Raw genomic sequence first — 26500 nt, 5'->3', positions numbered from 1 at the left:
CAGGCGGGAATCAGCCGATGGCTGTTTGCGGTTTCAGCAGGAGATTCCCGCCGACGACAGCGGGAATAACGGGGGAAGGGCGCTTGAGGGCGCTAAGGACGCCGGGGATATTCCGCCGAGTTGATCCAGGCATGATCCTTTTCCCAGGTGAACTGCCATTTACGTACCGGGCCGGCCATAACATTAAGATAATAACTGTCGTAACCTGCGATAGTCGCTACCGGATGATAGCCGCGCGGAACTTTTACCACATCGCGATCGTACACCGGCAAACATTCATCCAGCGAGCGGTCATCGGTGTAAACCCGTTGCAGGCAAAACCCTTGGGCTGGATCGAGACGATGATAATAAGTCTCTTCCAGATAGGTTTCATCGGCCGAGTTTTCCGTATCATGTTTATGGCTGGGATAAGAGCTGGTATCTCCCTCCGCGGTAAATACCTCGACCACCAGCAGGCTGTCCGCCGGGTCGTTTTCCGGCAGGATATTATGAACCAGCCGCTTATTTCGGCCCTTGCCCCGTTGTTCTACTCCGACGTCAGCCGGTGCGATAAGCCGCGCCGGTAAATAGCCGTTGCCGGGCGCCCGGCAAACCGCGAGTTCCAAATCGGTTTGCGCGGTGATATGCGCCTGGTCGTGATGGGGGACGTAAACCGAATAAGGCGGTATGCGCTCAAAAGGGCTCATACGTTTGCCGATATCGCTGAATTCGGCGTGGCGGGTGGCGATGGTGGCGATGCCTGCCACCAATACCAGGCAAAGCTCCTGGTCGCCGCTGTCGAGATCCAACGACTGCCCTTTTTTAAGCAGGTAGGCGTCAAAACCGACATAACGCCAGCCGGCATTGGCCGGAGTAATGTGCTGGATACGCCCGCTGACGTCTCCGGCATGATACTTTGATAGTAAAGTGGTCACATAATCCTCCTGTGCAAATCAACATCGCCGCCCCTATCAACTGGTTACGCCCCGGCTAAAGGGAGAGAAGGGCGTGGCGAACATCGGCGAAATCCTTCTTACCCTATTCTTGTGGAATAAATATTTCAATTTTATTGTTATGAAATTTTAATTTAATGAGATGAGCCGCACAGTTAATCACCCATTCCGGCTACCCCTTATCGGGGCTGTCTCTTGGTCACATATTTATGCGGACTCAGAGGCAGTTTCGTGCGCCACAATGCCGCCATTTCCATGCTACGTCGTAGCACGCGCCCGACATAGGGGGCTAGCGCCAGCCCCCTATGAACCCGGGCTTGCGGCTAAATAATGCCGCTGCGCGGTGCCTTCGTCGGTATCAGGCTTAACGGACCGCTTGCGACACGGAATACTCGTCTCATCCCTGAGACTCGCCCTGGCGGGCCAGCGCAAGCGCTGTTCAAAAACGCTCCCGGCGTTTTTGTCCGACGTGGCGCAAGCTTTCGCCGCGTCCATGCGGCTCATCCTAAGCCTGCTATCTCCTCAGCATAATTTTTTACGCCGCATAACAGCCAACCCCGTTAGCGCTCCCGCATTTGTGACTAAGAGACAGCCGGGGAAGGGCCGGGGTTTAAACCACACAGGTGTCGTCAAACTCAAGTCAATAATGCCGATTAAATCGTACCGTCCCAGGAATCCACTTTTTCACGTTTACGCTCTTCCTCGTCAAACCAGCGGCTGGTGACGCATTTGGTTTCGGTATAAAAGCGCATGCCGTCTTTACCCAGACAATGCAGATCGCCGAAAAATGAGTTTTTATGACCAGAGAAGGGGAATACGCCGACCGGTACCGGAATGCCCACATTGATGCCGACCATGCCGCCGTGGGTCCGTTTCTGAAATTCCCGCGCATAGTGACCGTTCTGCGTGAAGATCACCGAACCATTGGCGAGCGGGTTCTGGTTCATGATGCGTAATCCTTCCTCAAAGTCTTTTACCCGTTTGAAGCAGAGAACCGGTCCGAAAATTTCCTCGGTACCGATGCTCATGTCCTCGGTTACGCGGTCAAACAGCGTCGGGCCGACGTAATAACCGTTCTCAAAACCCTCCACTTTATAGTTGCGGCCATCCAGCACGAGTTCGGCGCCTTGTTCGATGCCTTTGGTTATCCAGTTTTCCACCGACGTTTTATGTTCGGCGGAGATAACCGGTCCCATATCCGTCTCTTTGCGGTAACCCGGCCCAACCTTCAGCGCTTGCGCTTTTTCCAATACGGCCGCAATCAGCCGATCGGCGATCTCTTCCTGGACCACGACCACCGGCAACGCCATACAGCGTTCTCCCGCACAGCCGAAGGCGGCATTGATAATGCCCGCCGCAGTACGGGCGATGGGGGCGTCGGCCAGCACCAATGCATGGTTTTTAGCTTCGCACAGCGCCTGGACGCGTTTACCGTGCGCCGCCGCTTTGGAATAGACATGCAAACCCACCGGGGTCGAACCGACGAAAGAGACGCCGTTGACGTCGGGATGGGTCAGGAACAGGTCGGCCTCGTGTCGCGAGCAGGTCACGATATTAATGACGCCGTCGGGTACGCCGGCTTCCTGGTAAAGTTTGGCGATTTCCATACAGGTTATCGGCGTCATGCTGGCGGCCTTAATCACGATGGTATTGCCGGATGCGATACACAGCGGCGCCATCCAGCCCATCGGGATCATGGCGGGAAAATTGAACGGCACGATACCGGCAAATACCCCGATGGGTTCACGATAAAGGGTGGTATCAATGCCAGCCGACGCGTCCATCAGGCTTTCGCCGGCTAATAATGTCGGAATGGAACAGGCCAGTTCGGTTCCCTCCTTAGCCTTCAGAACGTCGCCCTGGGCATCGCCCCAGGCTTTGCCGTTTTCCCTGGCGACCAGTTCCGTCAGCCGCTCCTCATGTTTGATCAGCAGTTCGCGCACCTGGAACATGATCTGCGCACGTTTGATCGCCGGCGTGTTCGACCAGGCCGGGAACGCTTTACGGGCGGCGGCGATGGCGTTTTTCACTTCATCCTCGGTGCAGCAGGGAGCCTTGGCGATAACTTCGCCGGTGCTGGGGTTATGCACATCCATAAAGCGGGTGGTTTTGGAGTCGAGCCAACGGCCGTCAACCAAATACTGTAACGTTTGTACTGTAGACATATCTATTCACTCCATCATTGAGTCAAGCTCTCTTTCGTTTGTCAGGCATCGTCGCGCTTAACGGCTAATGTCCTGGCTGCCTGCGGTCCTGCTGCGTAATTGAACATCATTCCGTTATTTTTTGTCCGCTCGGGGATGCATTCGTGCCGGATGTTCAGAATCTTTGACGCGCCCGCGACACGGCGCCGCGTTCGGGGAAATACACAGCACGTTACTGCCGACATTATAGGCGTGTTATGTTCTATAAAAGTCTATTTTGGAATAAAAATTCCATTTATGGGAGATTGATCAAAAAATGAAACTAACATTCCTTGTCGCGCTTCAGCACAGGCGGAAAGCCCGTTTCTTTATAAAATTATCATGTTAAACATTATCTTGGCTTTATTTAGTCTATTTGATTATATTAAGATTCGTTATTTTTATTATTGTTAATAACTATAAAAATCATTTAATTATAATTAAATGGTCATATAAATGTTATCAGCGGCACACGTTTTTCGAAGCGGTTTATTTTAATGTGATTGAAAATGAAATTTTTATTCCTCATAATATTCGCAGGCTTTTATTCATGGGGGATTGCATATTATGGGTACAGCGCAGCAGCAAAAGACGCTTGATGTCATTTGCATCGGGCGCATCGCGCTCGATTTGTACGGACAACAAATCGGTTCCCGATTGGAAGATATGACCACCTTTGCCAAATATTTGGGCGGATCGTCGGGAAATGTCGCTTATGGCACGGCGGTTCAGGGGCTGAAGTCCGGCATGCTGGCGCGGGTGGGCGACGAGCATATGGGTCGTTTCCTGCGCGAGGAGTTGCAGCGCGCCGGCGTGGATACCCGTTACCTCATTACTGATAAAGAGCGATTGACCGCGCTGGTGATTTTAGGCGTAAAAGATCAGGAGACGTTTCCGTTAATTTTCTATCGTGATAACTGCGCGGATATGGCGTTGAGCCCCGAGGATATCGACGAGGACTACATCGCTTCCAGTCGGGCGGTGGCGATTACCGGCACCCATCTTTCCCATCCCAATACCCGAGCCGCGGTGCTCAAAGCGCTGGAATTCGCGCAGCGCCACGGCCTGCGCCGGGCGCTGGATATCGATTACCGACCGGTACTTTGGGGGCTAACCACCCTGGGCGACGGCGAAACCCGTTTTATCCCTTCCGAGCGTGTTACCCGTGAATTACAGGACGTACTGCACCATTTCGACCTGATTGTCGGGACTGAAGAAGAATTCCATATTGCCGGCGGCAGCACCGATACGCTGACGGCGCTGCGTAATGTCCGTCGGGTGAGTCAGGCGACCCTGGTTTGCAAGCGGGGAGCGCAGGGATGCTCGGTATTCGAAGCGGAGATCCCGACCGGTTGGGACCAGGTGGCGCTCTACAGCGGCGTCAGAGTGGACGTTCTGAATGTGCTGGGGGCGGGAGACGCCTTTATGTCCGGACTGTTGCGCGGTTATCTCAACGATGAAGGGTGGGAACAAGCCTGCCGTTACGCCAATGCCTGCGGCGCGCTGGTGGTGTCGCGACACGGTTGCGCGCCGGCGATGCCGACCCGCCTTGAACTGGACGACTATCTGTCGCGGGAGCAATCGGTGCCGCGGCCGGATAAGGATGTCCGGTTGAATCATCTGCATCGGGTTACCACCCGCAAGCAGCAGTGGCCTGAACTCTGCGTGTTTGCCTTTGATCACCGCAAGCAATTGGCGGATATGGCCCACGCCGCCGGGCGGGACGAGAGCGATATCCCCCCGTTGAAATTGCTGTTGCTGCAAGGGGCGCGGGCCGCCGCCGCCGAGGCGGGATTGAAAAATAATGCCGGCATCCTGGCGGACACGACATACGGTCAGGCGGCGCTTAACGACATCACCGGCCAGGGATGGTGGATTGGCCGCCCGATAGAGTTGCCCGGCTCGCGGCCGCTGCGTCTGGAGCATGGCGACATCGGTTCCCAACTGGTGGGGTGGCCGCTGGAACATGTGGTGAAATGCCTGGTGTTTTATCACCCTAAGGATAGCGAGGCGACGCGGCTGGAACAGGAAGCGTTAATCACCGAGGTCTATCATGCCTGTTGCCAGTCCGGTCACGAACTGTTGCTGGAAGTGATCCTGCCGCATGACAACCCGGATCGGGATGAAAAGCGCTATGGCGAGATCCTGTCGCGCTTTTATTCTCTGGGCATTCAGCCGGACTGGTGGAAGCTGCCGCCGCTGTCTTCGACTGGCTGGCGGGATATCAGTCAGATCATCGAGCGTCATGACAGCCACTGTCGCGGGGTGGTGATTTTGGGGCTGGATGCGCCGGAAGCCTCCTTGAAAGCGGGTTTTGCGGCGGCGGCGGATGCGCCCTGGGTGAAAGGATTCGCCGTGGGGAGAACGATATTCGGCGAACCGGCCGCTAAGTGGTTCAGGGGGGAACTGGACGATCGCCAGGTGGTGGAAGCCGTGAAACAGAATTTTCTCAGGCTGATCGGATACTGGCGGACTTATCGTCCCGCCCCCCTCTGAACATGGCCGCAACGGCATAGCTTTGCGCGCGGGAAATCCTTGTCCCGCGCAATCATCCGCGATATCGATTCTTCTCTCCAATGCATGATTTATCCGCCGTATGGCGGCGTCGGCATAAAAACGACGCTTATGAATTAATATTTTCTTATTTTTTATAATGAAAAAATAATTTCCTTTATCGCGATTTCATTCGAAATATGATGGTGGCTGATTAACCGCAATAACAGGCGCGGTTCGCTATCAATGACCGCGATATCCGCCGACAGGGCGACACCGCCTGAGTATATAGGCTGGTATCGCTATCTCACGGTTGTCGATATCCCCTAAACCGGCGTAAAACGGGCCTTTGCCTGCATCGATGGAATGCTTGCCGAGGCGCCATGTGAAAAACGCCTCTCTGGTTGGCAATAGTTTGATCTCTCCCTCAAAATAAAATTATTTTTCCATAAAGTAATTTTATGAAATTTTAATGCGTATATACTCATTAGTACTTCAATAGGGGCAGCGCTTCAGTCCGGCTCCGGGGTTTTGGGCCGTTGGATGTTGCGTCGAATGATTCATTCGGGCAGTCGGCATGCCTATCGTTAAAGGTGAAAGTTCCAACGAAAACAATGAGCCGCGATTATCTCAATTTGTTGATTGTCTGGCGGATATGGAGCGATGAAATCGCGGGGGCAAAATAATCACACCCTTCTATGTGATTAATTTTTTATCGTGAGGATCATTATGTTGAAAATTGCATTATTGGGGGCAGGACGTATCGCCAAGATCCATGCTAATAATATCCATGCACACCCTGATTCAATACTGTACTCCGTTTCAGATATTAGCGCGGATGCCGCCCGGTCTTTGGCGGATCAATATCAGGCCAGGGTGCTTTCCGTCCAGGAAGCGATAAATCATCCCGAAGTGGATATTGTATTAGTTGCGACATCGACGGAAACCCATGCCGAGTTCTCTTTGCTGGCGGCTAAAGCCGGTAAAGCCATCTTCTGTGAAAAGCCCATTGATTTGAATATTGATCGTGTGAAGGCCTGTGTGGCTGAAATCAACCGCCTCGGCGTGCCTTTCATGATCGGTTTCAACCGTCGTTTCGATCCGAATCATGCACATTTGCATCGCGCCTTGCGCGCGGGAGAAATCGGTGAGTTGGAACATCTGCAAATCAGCTCCCGCGATCCGTCCCCGGTCCCTGATGATTACCTTGTGGCGTCCGGCGGTATGTTCAGGGATATGACCATTCATGATTTCGATATGGCGCGATTCCAGCTTGGCGAAGAGCCGGTCTCCGTCTCGGCAATCGCATCTGCGCTTATCAGTCCTGCGGTAAAAGCGGCCGGCGATATTGATACGGCGGTAGTCACCCTGCAAACGGCCTCAGGAAAGATTGCGGTGATCAACAATAGCCGGCGGTCAGGTTACGGATATGACCAGCGAATCGAAGCCCATGGTCAGAAGGGATCCTTGCGCGTCGAGAACGTTCCCACAACGACGCTGGTTAAGCTTACCGAAGAGGGCGGCGTACAGGCGCAGAAACCCTTGTACTTTTTCCTGGAACGTTATCACGATGCCTTCAGGGAAGAGTGGGATGCCTTTATTACCGCAGTCAAGACGAAAACACCGGTTCCCTCCACCGCCAGCGACGGTTTGAAAGCATTAATGCTTGCCGAGGCGGCGATCGAGTCGCTGAGAACGCAGAAAGTCGTTAATGTCTCATTAGACGGGGTTTAGCATGAGCCGACGCGCCACAGGGCTATTGCTGTTTTATACCTGCGCCGGTTTCTGATACCGCGACTGATTACCGACTGAATCATCTCTCCTATCCTCCACAACCTCATCGTTCCGGTGAGGTTTCTATTGTGAATTAAACATTTCCCGGACGGGGTGTTAACCCGAAAATAATCACGCTGCGAAAGTTAAATTTGAATTAACTCAGCATACTGGAGTCCAACGTAGACTCAATGACGGCACCCTACTCAGATAAAGAGGTTAGCTTGCGTCAGATCGGATAAAGAGTTTAGCTTGCGTTAGACAGGGACAGCGCAAGTTATGGCAATCTCACCTTAATAAAAGCGTGTTATGAATAATCCCCCGTTAAAGACCGCTTGCTAATAATTAGAGATACACTGTATATGCTTACTCCCCCGGAAAAATTTTTACACTATGCCCATCCCAGGTACTGGTTATCGTGGTTTGGGTTGGGGGTATTGTTTTTACTGGTTCAGTTGCCTTATCCCATACTGGTTAAATTGGGCGGCTGGTTGGGGCGTCGGTCGATGCGTTTTTTAAAACGACGCGTCGCAATCGCCAGACGTAATCTGGAACTCTGTTTTCCTGACGACGACGCACAGCAAATTGATGCAAAATTAACCGATAATTTCACCTCGCTCGGTATTGGGCTGATGGAAACGGGCATGGCGTGGTTCTGGCCCGACCGGCGGATTAAAAAGTGGATTGACGTCGTCGGGCTGGAGAATTTGCAGAAAGCGGAAGACCAGCAGCGCGGAGTGATCGTCATCGGCGTACACTTTATGACGCTCGAACTCCATTTCCGCATGTTGGGCCACTGCAAACCGATGACCGTGATGTACAGACCTCATAACAGCAAAATTATGGAGCGGGTGCAAAAGAAGGGGCGTTCTCGCTCGGGAAACGAACTGGTCAGCCGGAAAAAACTGGTCGGCATGGTGCATAAATTAAAACGCGGCGGCGTGGTCTGGTTTGCGCCGGATCAGGACTATGGTCCCAAAGGCAGCCTGTTCGCGCCTTTTTTTGGCGTGGAGCAGGCGGCGACCAGCAACGGTACCTTCATTATCGCCAGGCTGGCCAGACCTGCCCTGGTGACCGCCGTGGTGATCCGTAAGCCAGGCGCGCAAGGATATCAACTGATTATCTCGCCGGAACTGGAAAATTATCCTTATGACGACGCGCTGGCCGCCGCCGGCTACATCAATCGGGTTATCGAACGGGAAATCATGAAAGCCCCCGAACAGTATCTTTGGCTGCATCGGCGTTTCAAGACTCGTCCGGCAGGCGAACCGTCGCTGTATATTTAATATGCGGGCGTTTACCTTTTCTCGACTATACTTAACTCCATCGGTTTAAAACCGATTGGGCCTCCCGCCTTCTCCCTTTCCCGATACCCGCGCCGGACCGGCGCAACAAGGGTGTTTTTCCAAGATATAAGCGCCGACATTCCTGCGCCAATAAGGTCTGCCAGCTTTCTGGACGTTACCTTCAATACCGCCTGCGCGGATTTTGCGTTCAGGCGAAAAGGCGATTATGACAATATTTCCCCGCGTGCTGAATTTTTTGCGTCGATCCCCATCGCCCTGGCATGACATTTTACCGGTAAGAGGCGAGCTGTTCGGCATGGAGCGCCTGGAACAACACGGCCGCACGCTGGCGGAGGCTCAGCCGGTGACGCTCTCGCCGCCCGCCGTGCTGTCTTTGCACCATCGTTTGGACGATAACGCCAAGGTGTTACTGACCGCGTATCGCGCCAGCGCCGCTGAACTGGAAAAGGGCGGCAGCGTGGTGCCGGCGGCGGAATGGTTACTGGATAACTATCATCTGGTGTCGGCTCAGATCCGTGAAATCCGAGAAGATCTTCCGCCGCGCTATTACCAACAACTGCCGAAGTTATCGCAGGGGCCATTTGCCGGTTATCCGCGGGTCTTCGGTCTGGTCTGGGCGTTCATTGCCCACACCGACAGCCATGTCGATCCTGAAGCATTGCGCCGTTTCATCATGGCGTATCAGGGGGTACAGCCATTGACCATCGGGGAACTCTGGGCCGTCGCCATTACCCTGCGCATCGTGCTGATAGAAAATTTGCGTCGCCTGGCCGATCAGATGACGGTCGGGCGTCAGGCTCGCGCCGAGGCCGAACGGGTCGCCAACCGTCTGCTGCTGGCGGGCGATGGACAGTCCGCATTGGCGAAGGAGATCGCGCGTCATAATGATGCGCCGCTATCCGAGACGTTTGCGGCGCAACTGGTGAAGCGATTACGCGATCAGGATCCGCGCACCACGCCGGCGCTGGGGTGGCTGGAACAGCGCCTGAGCCAACAGGGGCGTACGATGGACGACGTGGTGCAAAACGCGCAGCAGCGTCTGGGCGTGTCGAATGTCACCGTGCGCAATATCATTACCAGCATGCGGTTAATTTCCGATATCGACTGGGCGACGTTTTTTGAAAGCGTCAGTCTGGTGGATGCGCGTTTGCGGGCCGGCAGCGCGTTTGCCGAGATGGATTTCACCTCGCGCAATTTATATCGCAGCGCCATTGAGCAACTGGCCCGACGGGCGCCTTGCAGCGAGCTGGATATTGCCGAAAAAGCGCTGTTGCTGGCGCAGAGCGTACCCGCCTCGTTATCGCCGGACGATCCTGAAGGGCGGCGGCGTGAACCCGGTTATTACCTGATAGCGGAAGGGCGTCCGCAGCTTGAAAAGGTCATTGATTTTCGCCCCGAACTGCTGCTGCACGTTAACCGTTTTTCACTGCGCGTGGGGATGGCCGGCTATGCGGCGGCCATCGGCTTTTTTACCGCGTTATTGCTCGCCGGCGCGTTAGTCGTCTTGTCGTCTCCCGCCGTTTCGCTCGTCTGGCTGATAGGGATCGGTTTCGTCTGTCTGATTCCATTTTCTGAAATCGCCACCGTCTGGGTCAACCGGCTGACGGCCTGGCTATTCGGCGCGTCTCCGCTGCCCGCGCTGGAACTGCTGCAAGGCATCCCGACGCATTGCCGAACGCTGGTGGTGATACCCACGCTGCTTTCCAGCGAGCAGGATATTCTGCAACAGGTCGAACAGTTGGAGGTGCATTACTTATCCAGCGGCCAGGGGGATATCACCTTTGCCTTATTGACCGATGGCGTCGATGCCGACAGCGAACAGCTGGACGGCGACCAACAGATGCTGACGCAGGCGTCCGGCGCGATACAGCGGCTCAATGCCCGCTACGGCGCCGGCGATCGTTTTTTACTGTTGCACCGTAAACGGTTGTTCAATCGCAGTGAAAATCTGTGGATGGGCTGGGAACGCAAACGGGGCAAGCTGCATGAGCTTAACCGTCTGTTGCGCGGCGCCGACGATACCAGTTTTATCCCGGTCGGCGGGCTGGCCGTTCATGTTCCTCCGGATGTCCGCTATGTGATTACGCTGGACGCCGATACCCGTTTACCCAGAGATACGGCCTTAAAATTGATCGGCAAAATGGCGCACCCGCTCAATCGACCGCGCTGGGATGACGACGGCCGACATATCGTCGCCGGTTATGCCATTCTGCAACCGCGCATTACCCCCTCACTGCCCGCCGGGCATGAAGGCTCGCTGTATCAGCGTATCTTCTCCTCGCCGGGCGGCATCAATCCCTATGAGGCATCGGTCTCCGATGTGTATCAGGATCTGTTCGGCGCCGGTTCCTACACCGGTAAAGGGATCTACGATGTCGATGCCTTCGAACGCGCGCTACAGGGCCGCATTCCGGAAAACAGCCTGCTGAGTCACGATCTGTTTGAAGGCACCTATGCCCGTTCGGGGCTGGCGTCGGATGTCGAACTGGTCGAGGCGTTTCCCTCCCGCTATGACGTCATCGTAAAGCGGCAACACCGCTGGACGCGCGGCGACTGGCAGTTGTTGCCGTGGATCCTGGGACTGAAGCGCACGGCGTCAGGCAACGTGGCGCATCTGTCGGCGCTGGGCCGCTGGAAAATGACCGACAATTTACGCCGTTCGCTGTTGGCGCCCAGCCTGCTATTGATGTTGTTTTTCTGCGGCGTATTGCCGCTGACGCTGGCCTGGAAAGGGTTTGCGCTGGTACTGCTGGTGCTGGCGTTCCCCGCCTGTCTGCCTGCGCTATGGGATTTCATTTCTCGCGGCCTGCGCGGCGTAACGCGTCAGCAGCCGTTTAAGCAAAGTCGTCCTCTGCGGCGCCTGTTCAGCGATCTCAAGATGGCGGCAATGCAGATTTTTCTTTCTCTGGCGTTTCTGGCCGATCATAGCTGGCGGGCGCTTGATGCGTTGATTCGCACGTTGGTCCGCTTGACGATTACCCGACGGCATTTGCTGGAGTGGACCACCGCGGCGCAGTCGGGGCGCGATCCGCGGCTGACGCTGACGGGTTTTTACCGGCGAATGGCTGGCGGCTTGTTGCTGAGTCTGGCGGTAGCGGGATGTGCGCTGACGCTGTCGCCGGCGAACTGGCCGCTTTGGCTGCCGTTGGCGTTGTTATGGCTGGCGGCGCCGGCGCTGGCGCTGTGGGTCAGCCGGCAACCATCCATGACGCGTCAGGAAAAAATCGGCGAGGTTGATAAACGCGCCTTGCGATTAACCGCACGGCGAACCTGGCGTTTTTTTGAAACCTTTGTCACCCCCCTCGAACATTACCTGCCGCCGGATAATTTTCAGGAACAGCCGAAACCGGTTATCGCGCATCGCACCTCGCCGACCAATATCGGTCTGTATCTGCTTTCCACCGTGGCGGCGCGCGATTTCGGCTGGATCGCGATGGCGAATGTGGTCGAACGGCTGGAAGCGACGTTAAACACCCTGGATCGCTTGCCGCGTTTCCGCGGCCATTTTTTTAACTGGTATGACACGCGGGATCTTCAGACGCTGTTGCCGGCCTATGTCTCTTCTGTGGATAGCGGCAACCTGGCGGGTAATCTGATTGTTTTGGCGAATAGCTGCGAGCTATGGCAGGAGGAGAGCTGGGTCAGGGATATTCGCACGCCGCTGGCCGATCATCTCCAGTTGATCCGCGAGTCTATGGCACTGCATCGTGAAACGCAGGGCGATCTTTCGCTACGCCAGCGGTTAGGCAAAATAGACGCCTTGCTGGGAAGTAAACTGCCGCCGGAACGCCTGTTATCGGAATCGGTGCTGCAACTTGACCACCTGTTGCGACAGACGCAGGCGCTGTTGCCGCCTGCGGACGATCAGGCCGCAGTCGAACCGCTTTTCTGGCTGAACGCCGCCCGCGATATGCTGACGGCGCATCAGCGCGAGCACGACGATTCCGCCGCCGCGCGCTATGCGCTGGTGGTGCGTTTGCAGGATCTGGCGTTTCGTTCGCGCGCGCTGGCGATGGAAATGGACTTCGCGTTTCTGATCGATCCTGAGCGCAAGCTGTTGTCGATCGGTTATTTAACCCTGGAAAATCAACTGGATGCCAGTTGTTATGATTTGCTGGCCTCTGAAGCGCGCTTAGCCAGCCTGTTCGCCATCGCCAAAGGCGATGCCGGCACGCGTCACTGGTTCCGGCTGGGGCGTGCGTCGGTGATGACCGGGCGCGGTTCGGTGTTGATGTCCTGGTCGGGTTCGATGTTCGAATACCTGATGCCGTCATTGGTGATGCACGCGCCGGTGGGTAGTCTGCTGGAACAGACGACGCGTCTGATTGTCGCTCAGCAGCAGGCATATGGTCGCTCGTTATCGGTTCCCTGGGGCATTTCCGAGTCGGCGTATAACGCCCGTGATATAGACTTTACCTATCAGTATTCCAATTTTGGCGTACCCGGTCTTGGGCTAAAGCGCGGTCTTGCCGATAATCTGGTGATCGCGCCCTATGCCACCGGTCTGGCGGCGATGGTGGATCCGCTGGCCGCCTGTCGAAACTATGAGCGTCTGGCGGCGATGGGCGCTTGCGGCCGCTATGGTTTTTATGAAGCGCTGGATTTCACCCCTTCGCGTCTGCCGGAGAATCAAAAGCAGGTCATTGTTTATAGCTTTATGGCGCACCATCAGGGAATGACGCTGGTCGCCCTGGCCAACACCCTGCACGACGGCAAGATGCGCAGCCGTTTTCACCGCGAGCCGGTGATTCAATCTTGCGAGTTGTTGTTGCAGGAAAATCTGCCCGCGCATGTCGCCATTGCCGAACCGCAGCCTGAGGATGTGAAAGTCGGCGCAGGAGAAAACCGCAATGAGGCCGCCACTCTGCGCTGCTTTTCCGCCACGCCGTCCGGCGCGCCCATCACTCATTTACTTTCCAACGGCCGTTACGCCGTGATGCTGACCACCACCGGTTCCGGCTATAGCCGCTGGCGCGAGCTGGCGATTACCCGCTGGCAGGAAGATGCGACGCGCGACAACTGGGGGAGCTTCGTGCTGTTGCGGGACGTTCGCAGCGGCAGGATCTGGTCTGCCGGCGAGCAGCGTCAGTTAAGCGAATCGCCGGGAAATTTACCGGTGCCGTCCGGTATCATCGGCAGCAAAATCGGCGTGCCGATGCACCGCTATGATGTGGTGTTCGGCGAAGACCGCGCTTCCTTTATCCGCCATGAAAAATCACTGACCACCAAGATGGATGTGCTGGTCTCCGGCGAAAGCGACGGCGAGGTTCGACGGGTAACCCTGACCAACAGCGGACGGCGACAGCGCGATATCGAGCTGACCTCCTATGCGGAAATCGTGCTGGCGACGCCCGCCGCCGATAGCGCCCACACCGCGTTCTCCCGGCTGTTTGTGCAAACGGAATATCTGGATGAATTCTCCGCGCTGATCGCCACCCGGCGCCCCAGAACGCCGGGCGAGCAGCCGGTGTGGGCCGCGCATTTCGTGGTGCTGGAAGGCACTGTCGGCGGAAAAATGCAGTATGAGTCGGACCGGGCGCGCTTTATCGGTCGCGGCAAGTCGGTGATGAACGCGGATGCGATTTCAGGCCGTCAGCCGTTGTCCGGCACCACCGGAACCGTGCTTGATCCGATTTTCTCGCTGCGTCAGCAGGTGCGCGTTCCTGCCGGCAAGACCCTTCGTCTGGCTTTTTGGACCGTGGTGGCGGCGTCGCGTGACGAGCTGATCGACGTGATAGATAAACACTACGATCGCAGCGCCTATGAACGTGATAAAACCTTTGCCTGGACGCAGGCGCAGGTGCAGTTGCGCCATCTGGGCGTGAAGGCGGAAGAAGCCGCCGACTTTCAGCGTCTGGCGGCGGCGGTGATCTATGCCGATCCGCGTTTCCGCGCTTTGCCGGAACTGATCGTAGAAGGGGCGGGCGTGCAATCCGGCCTGTGGCCGATGTCCATCTCGGGCGATCTGCCCATTGTGCTGCTGCGCATCGATGATATCGGCGATATGGCGCAGGTTCATCAGCTACTGAGGGCGCATGAATACTGGCGTATGAAGCTGCTGAATGTGGATCTGGTGATCGTTAACGAACGCGCATCTTCCTATATTCAGGATTTACAGATCGCCATTGAAACGGCGATCCGCAGCAGTCAGTCAAGGCCGCGTCTGGGCGGCGTCTCAACGCGCGGCGAAGTCTATGCGTTGCGCGCCGATCTCATGTCGGCGCCAGCGCGGGCGCTGCTGTTATCGGTCGCCCGGGTTTCGCTCACCGCCCGGCGCGGACTGCTGGCGCGTCAGTTGGAATTAATCCCTTATTCGCCGCCGCTATCGCGTCCGTCTCGCGCGTTGCAAGCGGGCGCTCCCGCCCGGACGCCGTTGCCCGAGGGACTGGAGTTTTTTAACGGTATCGGCGGATTCGCCCGTCAGGGGCGCGAATATGTCACGGTGCTTGATGCCGAACGCGCCACGCCCGCGCCGTGGATCAATGTTATCGCCAATCCGACGTTCGGGTTTCAGGTATCGGCGCAGGGCAGCGGCTATACCTGGGCGGAAAACAGTCGTGAAAATCAGCTCACGCCCTGGGGAAACGACGCGGTGATCGATCCCGGCGGCGAGGCGCTGTACGTGCATGACGACGCCAGCGGCATGCTGTGGACGCCGACCGCATGGCCGATCAACGACGGCGGGCGCTACATAGCCCGCCACGGCTTCGGCTATAGCCGCTTTAGCCATCACGCCAACGGCATTGAACTGGATTTATTGCAGTTCGTCCCGCTGACGGACGCAATCAAGATATCGCGTCTGCGTCTGCATAATAGGTCGACGCAGGCGCGCCAATTGACCATTACCGCTTATGCCGAATGGGTGCTGGGCGCGTCGCGCAGCGCCAATGCGCCTTATCTGCTGAGCAGCGTGGAGCCGCAAACCGGGGCGATGCTGGTCCATAATCCCTGGTCGGGCGGTTTCCCCGGTCGGGTCGGTTTCGCCGATTTATCCGGCTGGCAGTCGTCGTTTACCACCGATCGAACCGAGTTTCTGGGACGAAACGGCGATATGCAGGCGCCGGCCGCGCTGGTGGAGAACACCCGGCTGTCCGGCGAGACGGCGGCCGGACGCGATCCCTGTAGCGCATTGCAAACGCACATCAGCATCGCGCCCGGAGAACAGGCGGAGATCGTCTGGTTTATCGGTCAGGAAGCCTCTACGGCGCTGGCCGTCAATCTGATTGAAAAATACCGGGAAATCGATCTTGACCAGGTGCTGAGCGGCGTTGAAGCGCATTGGGCGGCGGTGACGGGCGCGGTACAGGTCACCACGCCGGACAGGTCGATGGACATCATGCTCAATGGCTGGTTGCTTTATCAGACATTGTCATGCCGTATTCAGGCTCGCTGCGGGTTTTATCAGGCCAGCGGCGCCTACGGTTTCCGCGACCAGCTCCAGGACGGCATGGCGTTAACCTTTTCCCGTCCGCAGGAGACGCGCCGTCATCTGCTGCGCGCCGCCGGACGACAGTTTGCCGAGGGCGACGTGCAGCACTGGTGGCTGCCCCATACCGGCGCCGGGGTCAGAACGCATATCTCCGACGACCGCGTCTGGCTGGCATTCGCCGCCGCAACCTATGTGCAGACCAGTCAGGATCGCGCGGTGCTTGATGAACCCATTGCTTTTCTTGAGGGGCCGCCCGTCGCGCCGGGTGAACATGACGCGTTCTTCCAACCGATGCCGTCAGAGGAATCGGCTTCGTTGTTCGAACACTGCGCGCGCGGCCTGGATCAGTGTCTGTCGCTGACCGGCGCCAACGGTTTACCGCTTATCGGCGGGGGCGACTGGAACGATGGCATGAACCGCGTCGGCGAAGGCGGCAAAGGGGAGAGCGTCTGGCTTGGCTGGCTGCTGATTCGCACCATCGCTATCTTCGCGCCGCTGGCGGATGAGCGCGACCCCGCGCGCGCCGCGCGCTGGCGCCGTCACGCCGAGTCGGTGCGCCAGGCCATTGAACGGTCGGCCTGGGACGGCGCCTGGTATCGGCGCGCGACCTTCGACGACGGCAGTTGGCTTGGCAGCCATCTCAATGACGAGTGCGCCATTGATGCGATTGCGCAATCCTGGGCGGTGCTTTCCGGCGCCGGCGATCCCGCGCGCGCGGCGACGGCGATGGCCTCTCTGGAAGAACATTTGATTCGCCCGCATGATGGTCTGGCGCTGCTGTTCACGCCGCCGTTCGATCGCACCGCGCAGGATCCCGGTTACATCAAAGGTTATCCGCCCGGTCTGCGGGAAAACGGCGGACAGTACACCCACGGCGCGATTTGGTCGGTGCTGGCGTTTGCCCAATTGGGCCAGGGCAACAAGGCCGGCGCGCTGTTTTCCCTGCTTAACCCGATCAATCACGGCGCGACGCCGGAGCAGATTGCCCGCTACCGCGTCGAGCCTTACGTCATCGCCGCCGATGTCTATTCCGTCGCGCCCCATAGCGGCCGGGGCGGCTGGACCTGGTACACCGGCTCGGCCGGCTGGCTGTACCGCTCGGGCATTGAGGGCATTCTGGGGATAAGGCGCGAAGGTCAGCTATTGCTGCTTTCTCCCTGTATTCCGGACTATTGGCCGGGTTTCGAGGCCAGTATTGTTCTGGGGGAATGCCGCTATCTGGTCAGCGTGGTGAATGAAAATCACCGCTGCCGGGGAATATCGCAGGCAACGCTGGATGATAAAGTCGTCTTGATTAACGACGAAAAAGTACAAATTGAATTAGCAGAGGGCGATCACCATATCAGGCTGACGTTATAAATATGGGGGCTATCTCTGAAGCGCGACACAGGGTCTTGATCGTTCAGCCAGGAACCAGACAAGGACTCTGTTTTCTGGCTGACTGGCGAGACGAGTCGTTAAAAGTGCTGAACGTCTATTTTAGCGCAATCGTGCAGAAGAGATGCCGATTGCGCTTGAACGGCTAAGCACCGGAAATAATCCTGTCGTCTTGAGGAACCGGCGTCGGCCAGCATGAAAAATCAGCCGAGCAGATGATTGCGATACAGCAGATAACCAATGAATATCAGCGCCGGGAGCAGAAACAGACGCAGAAATCTGACCAGGTTTTTCCCCAAGCCGTCCTGCGGATGGCGTTCCATATGCTGATTAAAACTGCGGATGGTCACCGGGTAAGACGTTATTAAAAGCAGTGCGGAAAATAGGGTGGCTTCATACATTTGCACTTCAACCGGGCCAAAATACAATGCGGCGTAGGGTCTGGTGAAGGCATTAAATAACGTGACGATAATACCGCATAGACCAAAAATCGTCGGCCAGATAAATTTCGACTTATAAAACACCCGTTTTATCGGCTTTAACTCAATTTGGTTATTGGCGAGCAGAGCGAAAATGGAAAAGGTTTTATTTTTCATTTTCGCATATTCGTCAGCGATTAACTTTCTTTGTGTAACAATCTCTTCGTGAGAATATTTTAATTCGCGGCATTTTTCGGTAAATAAATCTTCACAATTCATGATGTTGTCCATCCCTGGTAAAAAACAGTTTGCCTATGGTCTTTCAATGGTAGGGCGGTTTACGTTGCCGATCAACCCTAATCACGCCCCCAACACACGCAGCGGCGTTCCCGCCAGAAACGCCTGAATATCTTCCACCGCCTGCGTGAAATAGATGCGGTAATTATCGTCGGCGACATAGCCGAGGTGCGGCGTCGCCAGCACATTGGGCAGCGTGCGCAACGGGTGATCGGCGGGCAACGGCTCGCTGTCGAAAACGTCCAGCCCGGCGCCGGCAATGTTTCCCGCGCGCAGCGCGTGCAGCAGGGCGGATTGATCGACAATCGCCGCCCGCGAGGTGTTAATCAGCAGCGCCGAGGGTTTCATCCGCGCCAGCTCCGCCGCGCCGAGCAGGCCGCGCGTGCGTTCGCTAAGCACCAGATGAATCGACACGATGTCGCTGTCGCTCAGCAGCGCTTCCTTCGAGGCGGCAAGCGTAACCCCAACACTTGCGGCGTCCTCTGCGGTCAGATTCCGGCTCCAGGCGCTGACCTCCATGCCAAAGGCCAGCGCAATGCGCGCCATGCGCCGGCCGGTTTTGCCTAATCCCAGCAATCCCAGTCGCTTGCCGCTCAGACCGATGCCGACGGTGCTTTGCCAGGGGCCGTTCCGGCGTAGCGCCAGATTTTCGCTTATCAGATGCCGGGCCAGCCCGAGGATCAGCGCCCAGGCGAGTTCCACCGGCGCCGCCGATCCGCTGTCCGTACCGCACACGGTCACGCCGTGGGCCTTGGCCGCCGCCAGATCGACGGCGGCGTTACGCATGCCGGAGGTGACCAGCAGTTTTAATCGCGGCAGGCGGGCGAATAGCGCGGCGGTAAACGGCGTACGTTCGCGCATAATCACGATAATGTCCGCCTCGGCCAGTTCGGCGGCCAGTTGATCTTCATCGTCAATGCGGCGCGTCAGCGCGCGGCATTCCACCTGGGGCGCCAGCGCCGACCAATCGGCGAACGACAATGCGACGTTCTGGTAATCATCAATAATGCGGCATTGCAAGGGTATCGGGGCGGACATGGAATACCTTATCGACAACAGAGGAAACCTGAACAAGGGTTATAGCATCAATGTCGGCAATCCAACAGTGCGGGAAAACGCCGGGATCGCTTTTTTATTGCTTGCACTTAAGATATATCATGAATATATTTTATAGGACAAACCAGCATGGCGCCTGCAAGCCGAACCAAGGAGAACGATTTTGCGTAACAGCAATGACAAAAACAGCCGTATTCCACAACGCGTGCATAACGGACTCAGCATGCGATCCATTGAAGTGGTCAGCAAGCAAAAGGTCGCGGACAGCTTTTACCGCATTGAATTTGGCGGGGAAGCGCTGGCGGACTTTATCTCGCTGGGTTTCGACGACCATATCAAAGTCTTTTTCCCCGATCCGGATACCGGGGTGCTGCATCTGCCCGAGGTGAGCGAGCAGGGCGTGACCTGGAAAGCGGGCGCGCGGCCAGCCGCGCGTGATTACACGCCGCTCTATTTCGACCCGCGGCAAAAGAGCCTGACGATTGATTTTTTCATCCATCAGGGCGGCGTCGCCAGCAACTGGGCCGCGCAGGCTCAGCCGGGCGATAATCTGGTGGCGGGCGGGCCGCGCGGTTCGCTGGTTGTGCCGACGGATTATGCTTTTCAGCTCTATGTCTGCGATGAAAGCGGTCTGCCGGCGTTTAAGCGTCGTTTGCCGGATATTCAGGCTGACGCTATTCAGTTGTTTGCCTTTACCGATGAAGCCATCGGGCGCGATTATCTCGGCGATCTCAGCGGCGTGACGGTCAACTGGCTGGGCAGCGGCAATATGCAGCCGCAAAACCTGACGAACCTGATCGCGGCGCTGGATGATATTTCGCTGCCCGATGAGGACTATTTCATCTGGCTGACCGGCGAAGGCGAATCGGTAAAAGCGTTGAGCGACTATTTCATCGGGCAGCGCAAACGCGACGCCGACTTCGTTCGGGCGGTCGCCTACTGGCACCAGAAATAAGGCTATCATCCTGATTTATCGGGACGTCGTCCGCCGTGTTGCGCTTCGCCGAACGGCGGACGACGGTCAACCCCTTCTAACTTTTGGCTCAGACTGGCAATGAAACATCCGCAATCTTCCCCTGCACGGCAATCCGATGAGCAACGGCGTTCGGCGCACGGCGGCATGCGCAGAAAACGTCGCGATAAAATGCTGGACGCCCATGATATCCGATTACTGATCCTGCACTTTTTGTCGCAAAACGCGGCGCATGGCTATGAATTGATCAAATCCGTTGAGGAACTCTCCAAAGGAGAATATGCGCCGAGTCCGGGGATTATTTATCCCAGCCTCACCCTGCTGGAAGAGGCGGGATATATTCATGCGCTGGACGAGCGGGCCACGCGTAAAGCCTATACGCTGGCGGAGCCGGGCCGGACGTTGCTGCAACAGCAGCAGGCTGATTTGACCGCGATTATTGAACGGTTAACGTCGCTGACGATTCTGGTGAACAACCGCAGCATTCCTGAGGTGGAGCGCGCGATTAATAATATGAAAACCGCGCTGAACGCCCGTCTCGCCCAAAAGGATCTTTCCCGGCAAACGCTGCATGCGATTATCGATGCGATGGACGAAGCGGCTAAAAAAATAGAGCGTAGCTGATTCGTTCTTTGTATGGCATGGTGCAGCCGGATCGCTTTTTCGCCGCGACGTATTAATTTCTCTTGCGCTCAGCGCTGGTCGATCGCGGCTTGATGCGTGACGATACGCTGCCTGCAATGGTACCCGCCAGAAGAGAACGGACATCGGCGTACGGCAACGATTCTCACAACGCGCCGCTGGTAAAGTGCTCCGGGTATTCCATCAAATCGGCCACGGTCGCCAGATTTTCCTCGCACAGTTGGCGGCTGTATGCGCCGCCAAGACACAGCCTCAGCGCGGCGGGCGGATTATTATCGGTGCTGAACGCCGCGCTGGATACCGCGCTGACCCCTTGCTCGCGCAGTCTGATCGCCACATCGGAAGGGTTCCAGTGTCCGTGTTTGGGCAAGTGGAGCCACAGGTGAAAGCCGTCTTTATCGGCCTGATAGTGGAACTTGTGCAAATATCTGGCCGCTAACTGCTGGCGCAGACGCGCCTCGTGACGGATCGCCGCCAGCACGCTATCGGCGGTGCCGTCGCCTATCCACTGGGTCGCCAGCGCATTGGTGATCGGACTGGACATCACGGTTAACGCCCTGAGCGCGCCGGCCAGCAGCTGGGTGGCGCGTTTTCCCGGCCCTTTGACATAGGCGATGCGCAGGCCGGCGCCAAAACATTTTGATAATCCGGTGACATGCCAGGTTAGTTCCGGCACCAGCTCCGCGAAAGAAGCGATGCTGTGTTCAGGCAGGGCCGAGTAGGCATCGTCTTCAATAATCGGCACGCTGTAGCGCAGCGCGATATCGGCCAGCGATTCGCGACGTCGCAGCGGCACCGTAATGGTGGTGGGGTTGTTGATCGTCGGGTTGAGGTACAGCGCGCCGACGTTATTGGTCTGGCATTGATTTTCGAAGGCGCGGGGCAGCGGGCCGTCGCCATCGCACTCCAGCGCCTGTAGCGGGATAGCCAATTGGCTGGCGATAGCTTTCAGGCCGGGATAAACCAGGTTGCCGACGCAAATCACGCCGCCTTTGCGCCCCAGCAGCGTGGAGAGTCCGACCAGTACGCTGTGGATCCCCGGACAGACCAGCACCTCATCCATCGCCGCTTGCGGCAGACGTTTACCCAGCCAGATCAGCGCCGCTTCCTTATCGCCGATCGTCCCGCCGAAGTCCTGATAGCGCAGCAGGCTGTATATATCCTTATGCGCGAAAAGATTGAGGGCGCCCTGACGAATGGCCTCCGCGATGCCGGGCGCTTCCGGTTCGATCGGCGAATTCATGGTCATGTCGTAACTGCTGCCGCTGCTCAGCGGGATGGCGGGTACTTTGCCCCGGATAAAACTGCCCATCCCCGGTCGGGAGTCGATCAAACCGCGTTTTTTGGCCTCCGCATAGCCTCGCGTCACCGTGGTGTAGTTCAGCGATAAGGTCACCGCCAAATCGCGCAGGGGAGGAAGGCGGTCGCGCGCCTGCAATTCGCCGCTGTTGACGCCATCGGCAATCAGATCGGCGATCAGCAGATAGGCGGGCCGTTGCGTTTGCTGACGCAGACAAGCGGCCCAACGTTGGTAAATACCGTCAATCATCGTGTTATTCGCCTCCTGATTATGTTTCGACGTATGCGCCATGACGCGCTTTTGTCGCGTCCACGCTTTCGTCATCCCCGCCATTACCTGGTCATCCTCGCTATTACCACGTCATCCCCGCCACTACTTGGTCATCCTCGCTATTACCTCGTTATCTCCGCCATTACCACGTCATCCCCGCGGCAGTAGGCGGGGATCGCCCACTGAAACCATAAACCGCCATCGGCAGATTCCCGCCTACGCGAGAATGACGGCGGAGAAAATTGCGGGAATGTCGGCGGGGAGCAGGCGATGATCTGTACTCTCGGCATCTGCTCTACGCTCTCATTATCTCCGCCATTATCTCGTCATCCCCGCCATTACCTCGTTATCTCCGCCATTACCACGTCATCCCCGCGGCAGTAGGCGGGGATCGCCCACTGAAACCGTAAACCGCCATCGGCAGATTCCCGCTTACGCGAGAATGACGGCGGGGAAAACTGCGGGAATGTCGGCGGGGAGCAGGCGATGATCTGTACTCTCGGCATCTGCTCTACGCTCTCATTATCTCCGCCATTACCTCGTCATCCCCGCGGCAGTAGGCGGGGATCGCCCACTGAAACCATAAACCGCCATCGGCAGATTCCCGCCTACGCGAGAATGACGGCGGAGAAAATTGCGGGAATGTCGGCGGGGAGCAGGCGATGATCTGTACTCTCGCCATCGGTATCTACGCTCTCGTTATCTCCGGCACTACCTCGTTATCCTCGCCATTACCTCGTCATCCCCGCGGCAGTAGGCGGGGATCGCCCGCTGAAACCGCAAACCGCCATCGGCAGATTCCCGCCTACGCGAGAATGACGGCGGGGAAAATACCTCGTTATCTCCGCCATTACCTCGTCATCCCCGCGGCAGTAGGCGGGGATCGCCCGCTGAAACCATAAATCGCCATCGGCAGATTCCCGCCTACGCGAGAATGACGGCGGAGAAAACTGCGAGAATGACGGCGGGGAGCAGGCGATGATCTGTACTCTCGCCATCGGTATCTACGCTCTCGTTATCTCCGGCACTACCTCGTTATCCTCGCTATTACCACGTCATCCCCGCGGCAGTAGGCGGGGATCGCCCGCTGAAACCGTAAACCGCCATCGGCAGACAAACCGACTGACGCCACTTTAGGCTGAAAAACCAGCGGCGATCAATCATTGAATTAATGATTGCATCATTGATTGCATATTGATTTTTTATGTGTGCATTTATAGTGCATTAAAGCATCAGAATGGTGCGTGTATCGGGTTATTTGTTCGCGTTTTGTATCTGTTTTGTGAATTGTAATGGTTGAAAGTAAATTTTTTTGCCGAGATTTTGAGCGAATGATTTAGCAATGATTGCATCGCCGATTTTTGTGCTGGCACAGGCTTTGCTCTGGTTATGGCGTCGCGCTATCTGCGGGATACATCGCAACGGGAAGCCGCCGGTTTCCCCACCCATAACAGAGACAATGCGGAGCACACCATGCCAACAGTGACTTTACCTGCCCATAAAACCGGTGATTTTCTGGTCGACTACGAAGAGAAGGTGTTTGAAGACGTGAAGGCTGAGCCGGGACAGAAAGCCCTGGTGACATTTCACACCGTCGCGTTTGAAGGCTCGATCGGCTTCGTCAATATGTTGCAGGCCACGCGTTTACAACGCAAAGGCTTTGAAACCTCGATATTGCTCTATGGCCCGGGCGTGACGCTTGGCGTGCAGCGCGGTTTTCCGACGCTGGGCGCGGAAGCGTTTCCCGGTCACCAGAATTACAACAATCAGCTGACCAAGTTTATGGCGGAAGGCGGCAAGGTGTACGCCTGCCGCTTCGCGCTACAGGCGCTATACGGTCACGGCGAACCCTCGCTGATAGAAGGGATACGGCCGATCAATCCGCTGGACGTGCTGGATCTTAAACTGCTGCATACGCGCGACAACGCGCTGATTATCGATACCTGGACGATGTAAGCGGAGGCGCGAGATGACTCAGTCACGTACGGTACGTGCGGCTGCGGTTCAGATCGCGCCAGATCTCCACGAGGCCGGCAAAACGCTGGCCCGGGTTCTGGACGCCATCGATCAGGCAGCGGCCAAAGGGGCGGAGATTGTGGTTTTTCCGGAAACCTTCGTACCCTATTATCCCTATTTCTCTTTCATCACCCCGGCGATGAAAGCGGGCGCCGCCCACCTGCGGCTGTATTACGAGTCGGTGCAGGTACCCGGCCCGATCACGCAGGCCGTGGCGGAGCGCGCCCGGCAGCGCGAGATAGTGGTGGTGCTGGGCGTCAACGAGCGGGACGGCGGCACGCTGTACAACACGCAGCTGATTTTCGACGCCAGCGGCAAGCTGGCGCTGAAGCGGCGCAAAATCACCCCGACTTACCATGAACGCATGATCTGGGGGCAGGGCGACGGTTCCGGGCTGAAAGTGGTCGACACCGTCGTCGGGCGCGTCGGAGCGCTGGCCTGCTGGGAGCACTACAACCCGCTGGCGCGTTACAGCCTGATGACGCAGCACGAAGCAATTCACTGTAGCCAGTTTCCCGGTTCGCTGGTCGGGCCGATTTTCGCCGAGCAGATGGACGTCACCATTCGCCATCATGCGCTGGAAGCCGGCTGCTTCGTGATTAACGCCACCGGCTGGCTCAGCGATGCGCAGATTGAGGAACTCACGCCCGACCCCGACTTGCAGCAAGGCCTGCGCGGCGGTTGCAACACCGCCATCATCTCCCCCGAAGGGCGGCATCTGGTTGCGCCGCTGACCGAAGGCGAGGGCATATTGATCGCCGATCTGGATATGCATCTCATCGCCAAGCGCAAACGCATGATGGATTCGGTAGGGCATTACGCCCGGCCGGAACTGCTGAGTCTGCGTTTCGACGATCGCCCGGCGCGTTACGCGACGCCCGGCTACCTCGATTCCGCTCGTGAACATGAAGGAGATAATGATGACGACCTCCAGCCTGTCCAGACAACAACTGATCACTGAACTGTTGACGCAGGGCGTCAACGTGGTGAACCCGTCGACGCAGCATGTCAACCGTCACGGCGGGGCCGGCCCGTCCGATCATCAGGCGGTGACCATCGACGGGGTCACGGTTATGGTGCCGATCTACACCCGTTCGGCGCGGGATTCGGCGTGGCAGGTTAAGCATGCCGGCCAGGGGAAAACCACGTTACTGAAAAACAGCATTCCGGTGCGGGATATTACCTTTGCCCGCAAGCCGAAATTTTACGATTTGCAGACGCAGGACGGCGTGCCCTATTCCCATATCGCCACCCTGCACGGCACCGACGTGCTGGCGACCACGGTGCTGCAAACCTGCATCCGTTATGAAAACCGGCGTAAAGCCTGCCAGTTCTGCGCTATCGGCCAGTCGCTGGCGGCCGGGCGCACCATCGCCCGCAAGACGCCGCAGCAACTGGCCGAAGTGGCGAAAGCCGCGGTGGAGCTGGATGGCGTAAAACATATGGTGATGACCACCGGCACGCCGTCCGGCAGCGATCGCGGGGCGCGCATTCTGGTGGAAAGCGCGCGGGCGATCAAGGCCGCCGTCGATCTGCCGCTGCAAGGGCAGTGCGAACCGCCGGGCGATCCGCGCTGGTTTACCCGTATGAAAGAGGCGGGCATCGATGCGCTCGGCATGCATCTGGAGGCGGTAACGCCCGAAGTGCGCGCCCGAATCATGCCCGGTAAAGCGCAGGTCACGATCGAACAGTATCTGGTTGCCTTCGAACAGGCGGTGGCGGTGTTCGGACGCGGTCAGGTCAGCACCTATATTCTGGCGGGCATGGGGGATACGCCCGCTGCGATTCTGGCGATCGCTGAAAAGCTGATTGCGCTGGGCGTCTATCCGTTCGTGGTGCCGTTCGTGCCGATCGGCGGCACCCCGCTGGAACATCACCCGGCGCCCGACAGCGCGTTTATGGCATCGATTCTGGAGCCGCTCGGCCGCATGTTGCGCGCCGGGCAACTGCGTTCGGCGGATATCAAGGCCGGTTGCGGCCGCTGCGGCGCGTGTTCGTCGTTGTCCAGTTATGAACAGGCCAGCGCCTGAAGG

Annotated in this window: 14 protein-coding genes; 9 read left to right on the top strand and 5 right to left on the bottom strand. The window is 57.3% G+C overall.

Features of this window, described 5'->3' with window-relative positions; translation table 11 throughout:
- Positions 1–92: 92 nt before the first annotated feature.
- Positions 93–914, bottom strand: coding sequence for a 5-deoxy-glucuronate isomerase (gene iolB, locus ABRZ26_RS14380; RefSeq protein ID WP_319604830.1), 822 nt, complete (start codon positions 912–914; stop codon positions 93–95).
- Between the two features lie 671 nt (positions 915–1585).
- Positions 1586–3097: a CoA-acylating methylmalonate-semialdehyde dehydrogenase gene (locus ABRZ26_RS14375; RefSeq protein ID WP_319604829.1), complete on the bottom strand. Its 1512-nt coding sequence runs from the start codon at positions 3095–3097 to the stop codon at positions 1586–1588.
- Positions 3098–3682: 585 nt separating this feature from the next.
- On the opposite strand from ABRZ26_RS14375, the gene ABRZ26_RS14370 reads away from it, so the two are divergent.
- The 4 genes from ABRZ26_RS14370 (at position 3683) to ABRZ26_RS14355 (ending at position 17476) form a co-directional block, all read left to right on the top strand.
- On the top strand, positions 3683–5611 hold the full coding sequence (locus ABRZ26_RS14370; protein ID WP_319604828.1) for a bifunctional 5-dehydro-2-deoxygluconokinase/5-dehydro-2-deoxyphosphogluconate aldolase: 1929 nt from the start codon (positions 3683–3685) through the stop codon (positions 5609–5611).
- Positions 5612–6337: 726 nt separating this feature from the next.
- Positions 6338–7342: an inositol 2-dehydrogenase gene (gene iolG / locus ABRZ26_RS14365; protein WP_319604827.1), complete on the top strand. Its 1005-nt coding sequence runs from the start codon at positions 6338–6340 to the stop codon at positions 7340–7342.
- A gap of 401 nt (positions 7343–7743) precedes the next feature.
- Positions 7744–8667, top strand: coding sequence for an LpxL/LpxP family Kdo(2)-lipid IV(A) lauroyl/palmitoleoyl acyltransferase (lpxL, locus tag ABRZ26_RS14360; protein WP_319604826.1), 924 nt, complete (start codon positions 7744–7746; stop codon positions 8665–8667).
- A gap of 226 nt (positions 8668–8893) precedes the next feature.
- Complete coding sequence (locus ABRZ26_RS14355; protein WP_319604825.1) at positions 8894–17476, top strand: glycoside hydrolase family 94 protein; 8583 nt, start codon at positions 8894–8896, stop codon at positions 17474–17476.
- 221 nt (positions 17477–17697) lie between these two features.
- Here the strand turns inward: ABRZ26_RS14355 and ABRZ26_RS14350 are convergent, their stop codons facing one another.
- Positions 17698–18090 carry a hypothetical protein gene (locus tag ABRZ26_RS14350; protein ID WP_319604824.1) on the bottom strand — a complete coding sequence of 131 codons (393 nt, stop codon included), beginning with the start codon at positions 18088–18090 and terminating at the stop codon, positions 17698–17700.
- Between the two features lie 183 nt (positions 18091–18273).
- Positions 18274–19236, bottom strand: a complete 963-nt coding sequence (locus ABRZ26_RS14345) for a D-2-hydroxyacid dehydrogenase family protein (protein WP_319604960.1) — start codon at positions 19234–19236, stop codon at positions 18274–18276.
- A 253-nt stretch (positions 19237–19489) separates the two neighbouring features.
- Here ABRZ26_RS14345 and ABRZ26_RS14340 point away from each other — a divergent pair, with 253 nt between their 5' ends.
- Positions 19490–20221, top strand: coding sequence for a siderophore-interacting protein (locus ABRZ26_RS14340; protein WP_319604959.1), 732 nt, complete (start codon positions 19490–19492; stop codon positions 20219–20221).
- Positions 20222–20320: 99 nt separating this feature from the next.
- On the top strand, positions 20321–20863 hold the full coding sequence (locus ABRZ26_RS14335) for a PadR family transcriptional regulator (RefSeq protein ID WP_413556257.1): 543 nt from the start codon (positions 20321–20323) through the stop codon (positions 20861–20863).
- 163 nt (positions 20864–21026) lie between these two features.
- On the opposite strand, the gene ABRZ26_RS14330 is transcribed toward ABRZ26_RS14335, so the two are convergent.
- A complete protein-coding gene (locus tag ABRZ26_RS14330) occupies positions 21027–22514 on the bottom strand; it encodes an aminotransferase-like domain-containing protein (RefSeq protein WP_319604823.1) in 1488 nt (495 codons plus the stop codon).
- A gap of 1410 nt (positions 22515–23924) precedes the next feature.
- On the opposite strand from ABRZ26_RS14330, the gene ABRZ26_RS14325 reads away from it, so the two are divergent.
- The 3 genes from ABRZ26_RS14325 to ABRZ26_RS14315 are packed head-to-tail and all read left to right on the top strand — an operon-like array spanning position 23925 to position 26497.
- Positions 23925–24407 (top strand): MSMEG_0572/Sll0783 family nitrogen starvation response protein, encoded by a 483-nt coding sequence (locus tag ABRZ26_RS14325; RefSeq protein WP_048638200.1) that lies wholly within the window; start codon positions 23925–23927, stop codon positions 24405–24407.
- Between the two features lie 13 nt (positions 24408–24420).
- Positions 24421–25428: a Nit6803 family nitrilase gene (locus ABRZ26_RS14320; RefSeq protein ID WP_319604822.1), complete on the top strand. Its 1008-nt coding sequence runs from the start codon at positions 24421–24423 to the stop codon at positions 25426–25428.
- Complete coding sequence (locus tag ABRZ26_RS14315) at positions 25388–26497, top strand: MSMEG_0568 family radical SAM protein (RefSeq protein WP_413556264.1); 1110 nt, start codon at positions 25388–25390, stop codon at positions 26495–26497. Before ABRZ26_RS14320 ends, ABRZ26_RS14315 begins: the two co-directional genes overlap by 41 nt.
- Positions 26498–26500: the final 3 nt, after the last annotated feature.

The sequence above is a fragment of the Brenneria sp. L4-2C genome (assembly GCF_040240335.1).
Classification (GTDB): Bacteria; Pseudomonadota; Gammaproteobacteria; order Enterobacterales; family Enterobacteriaceae; genus Brenneria.
Note: the sequence above shows the minus strand (reverse complement) of the source record. Positions and strands in the feature narration are given on the sequence as shown.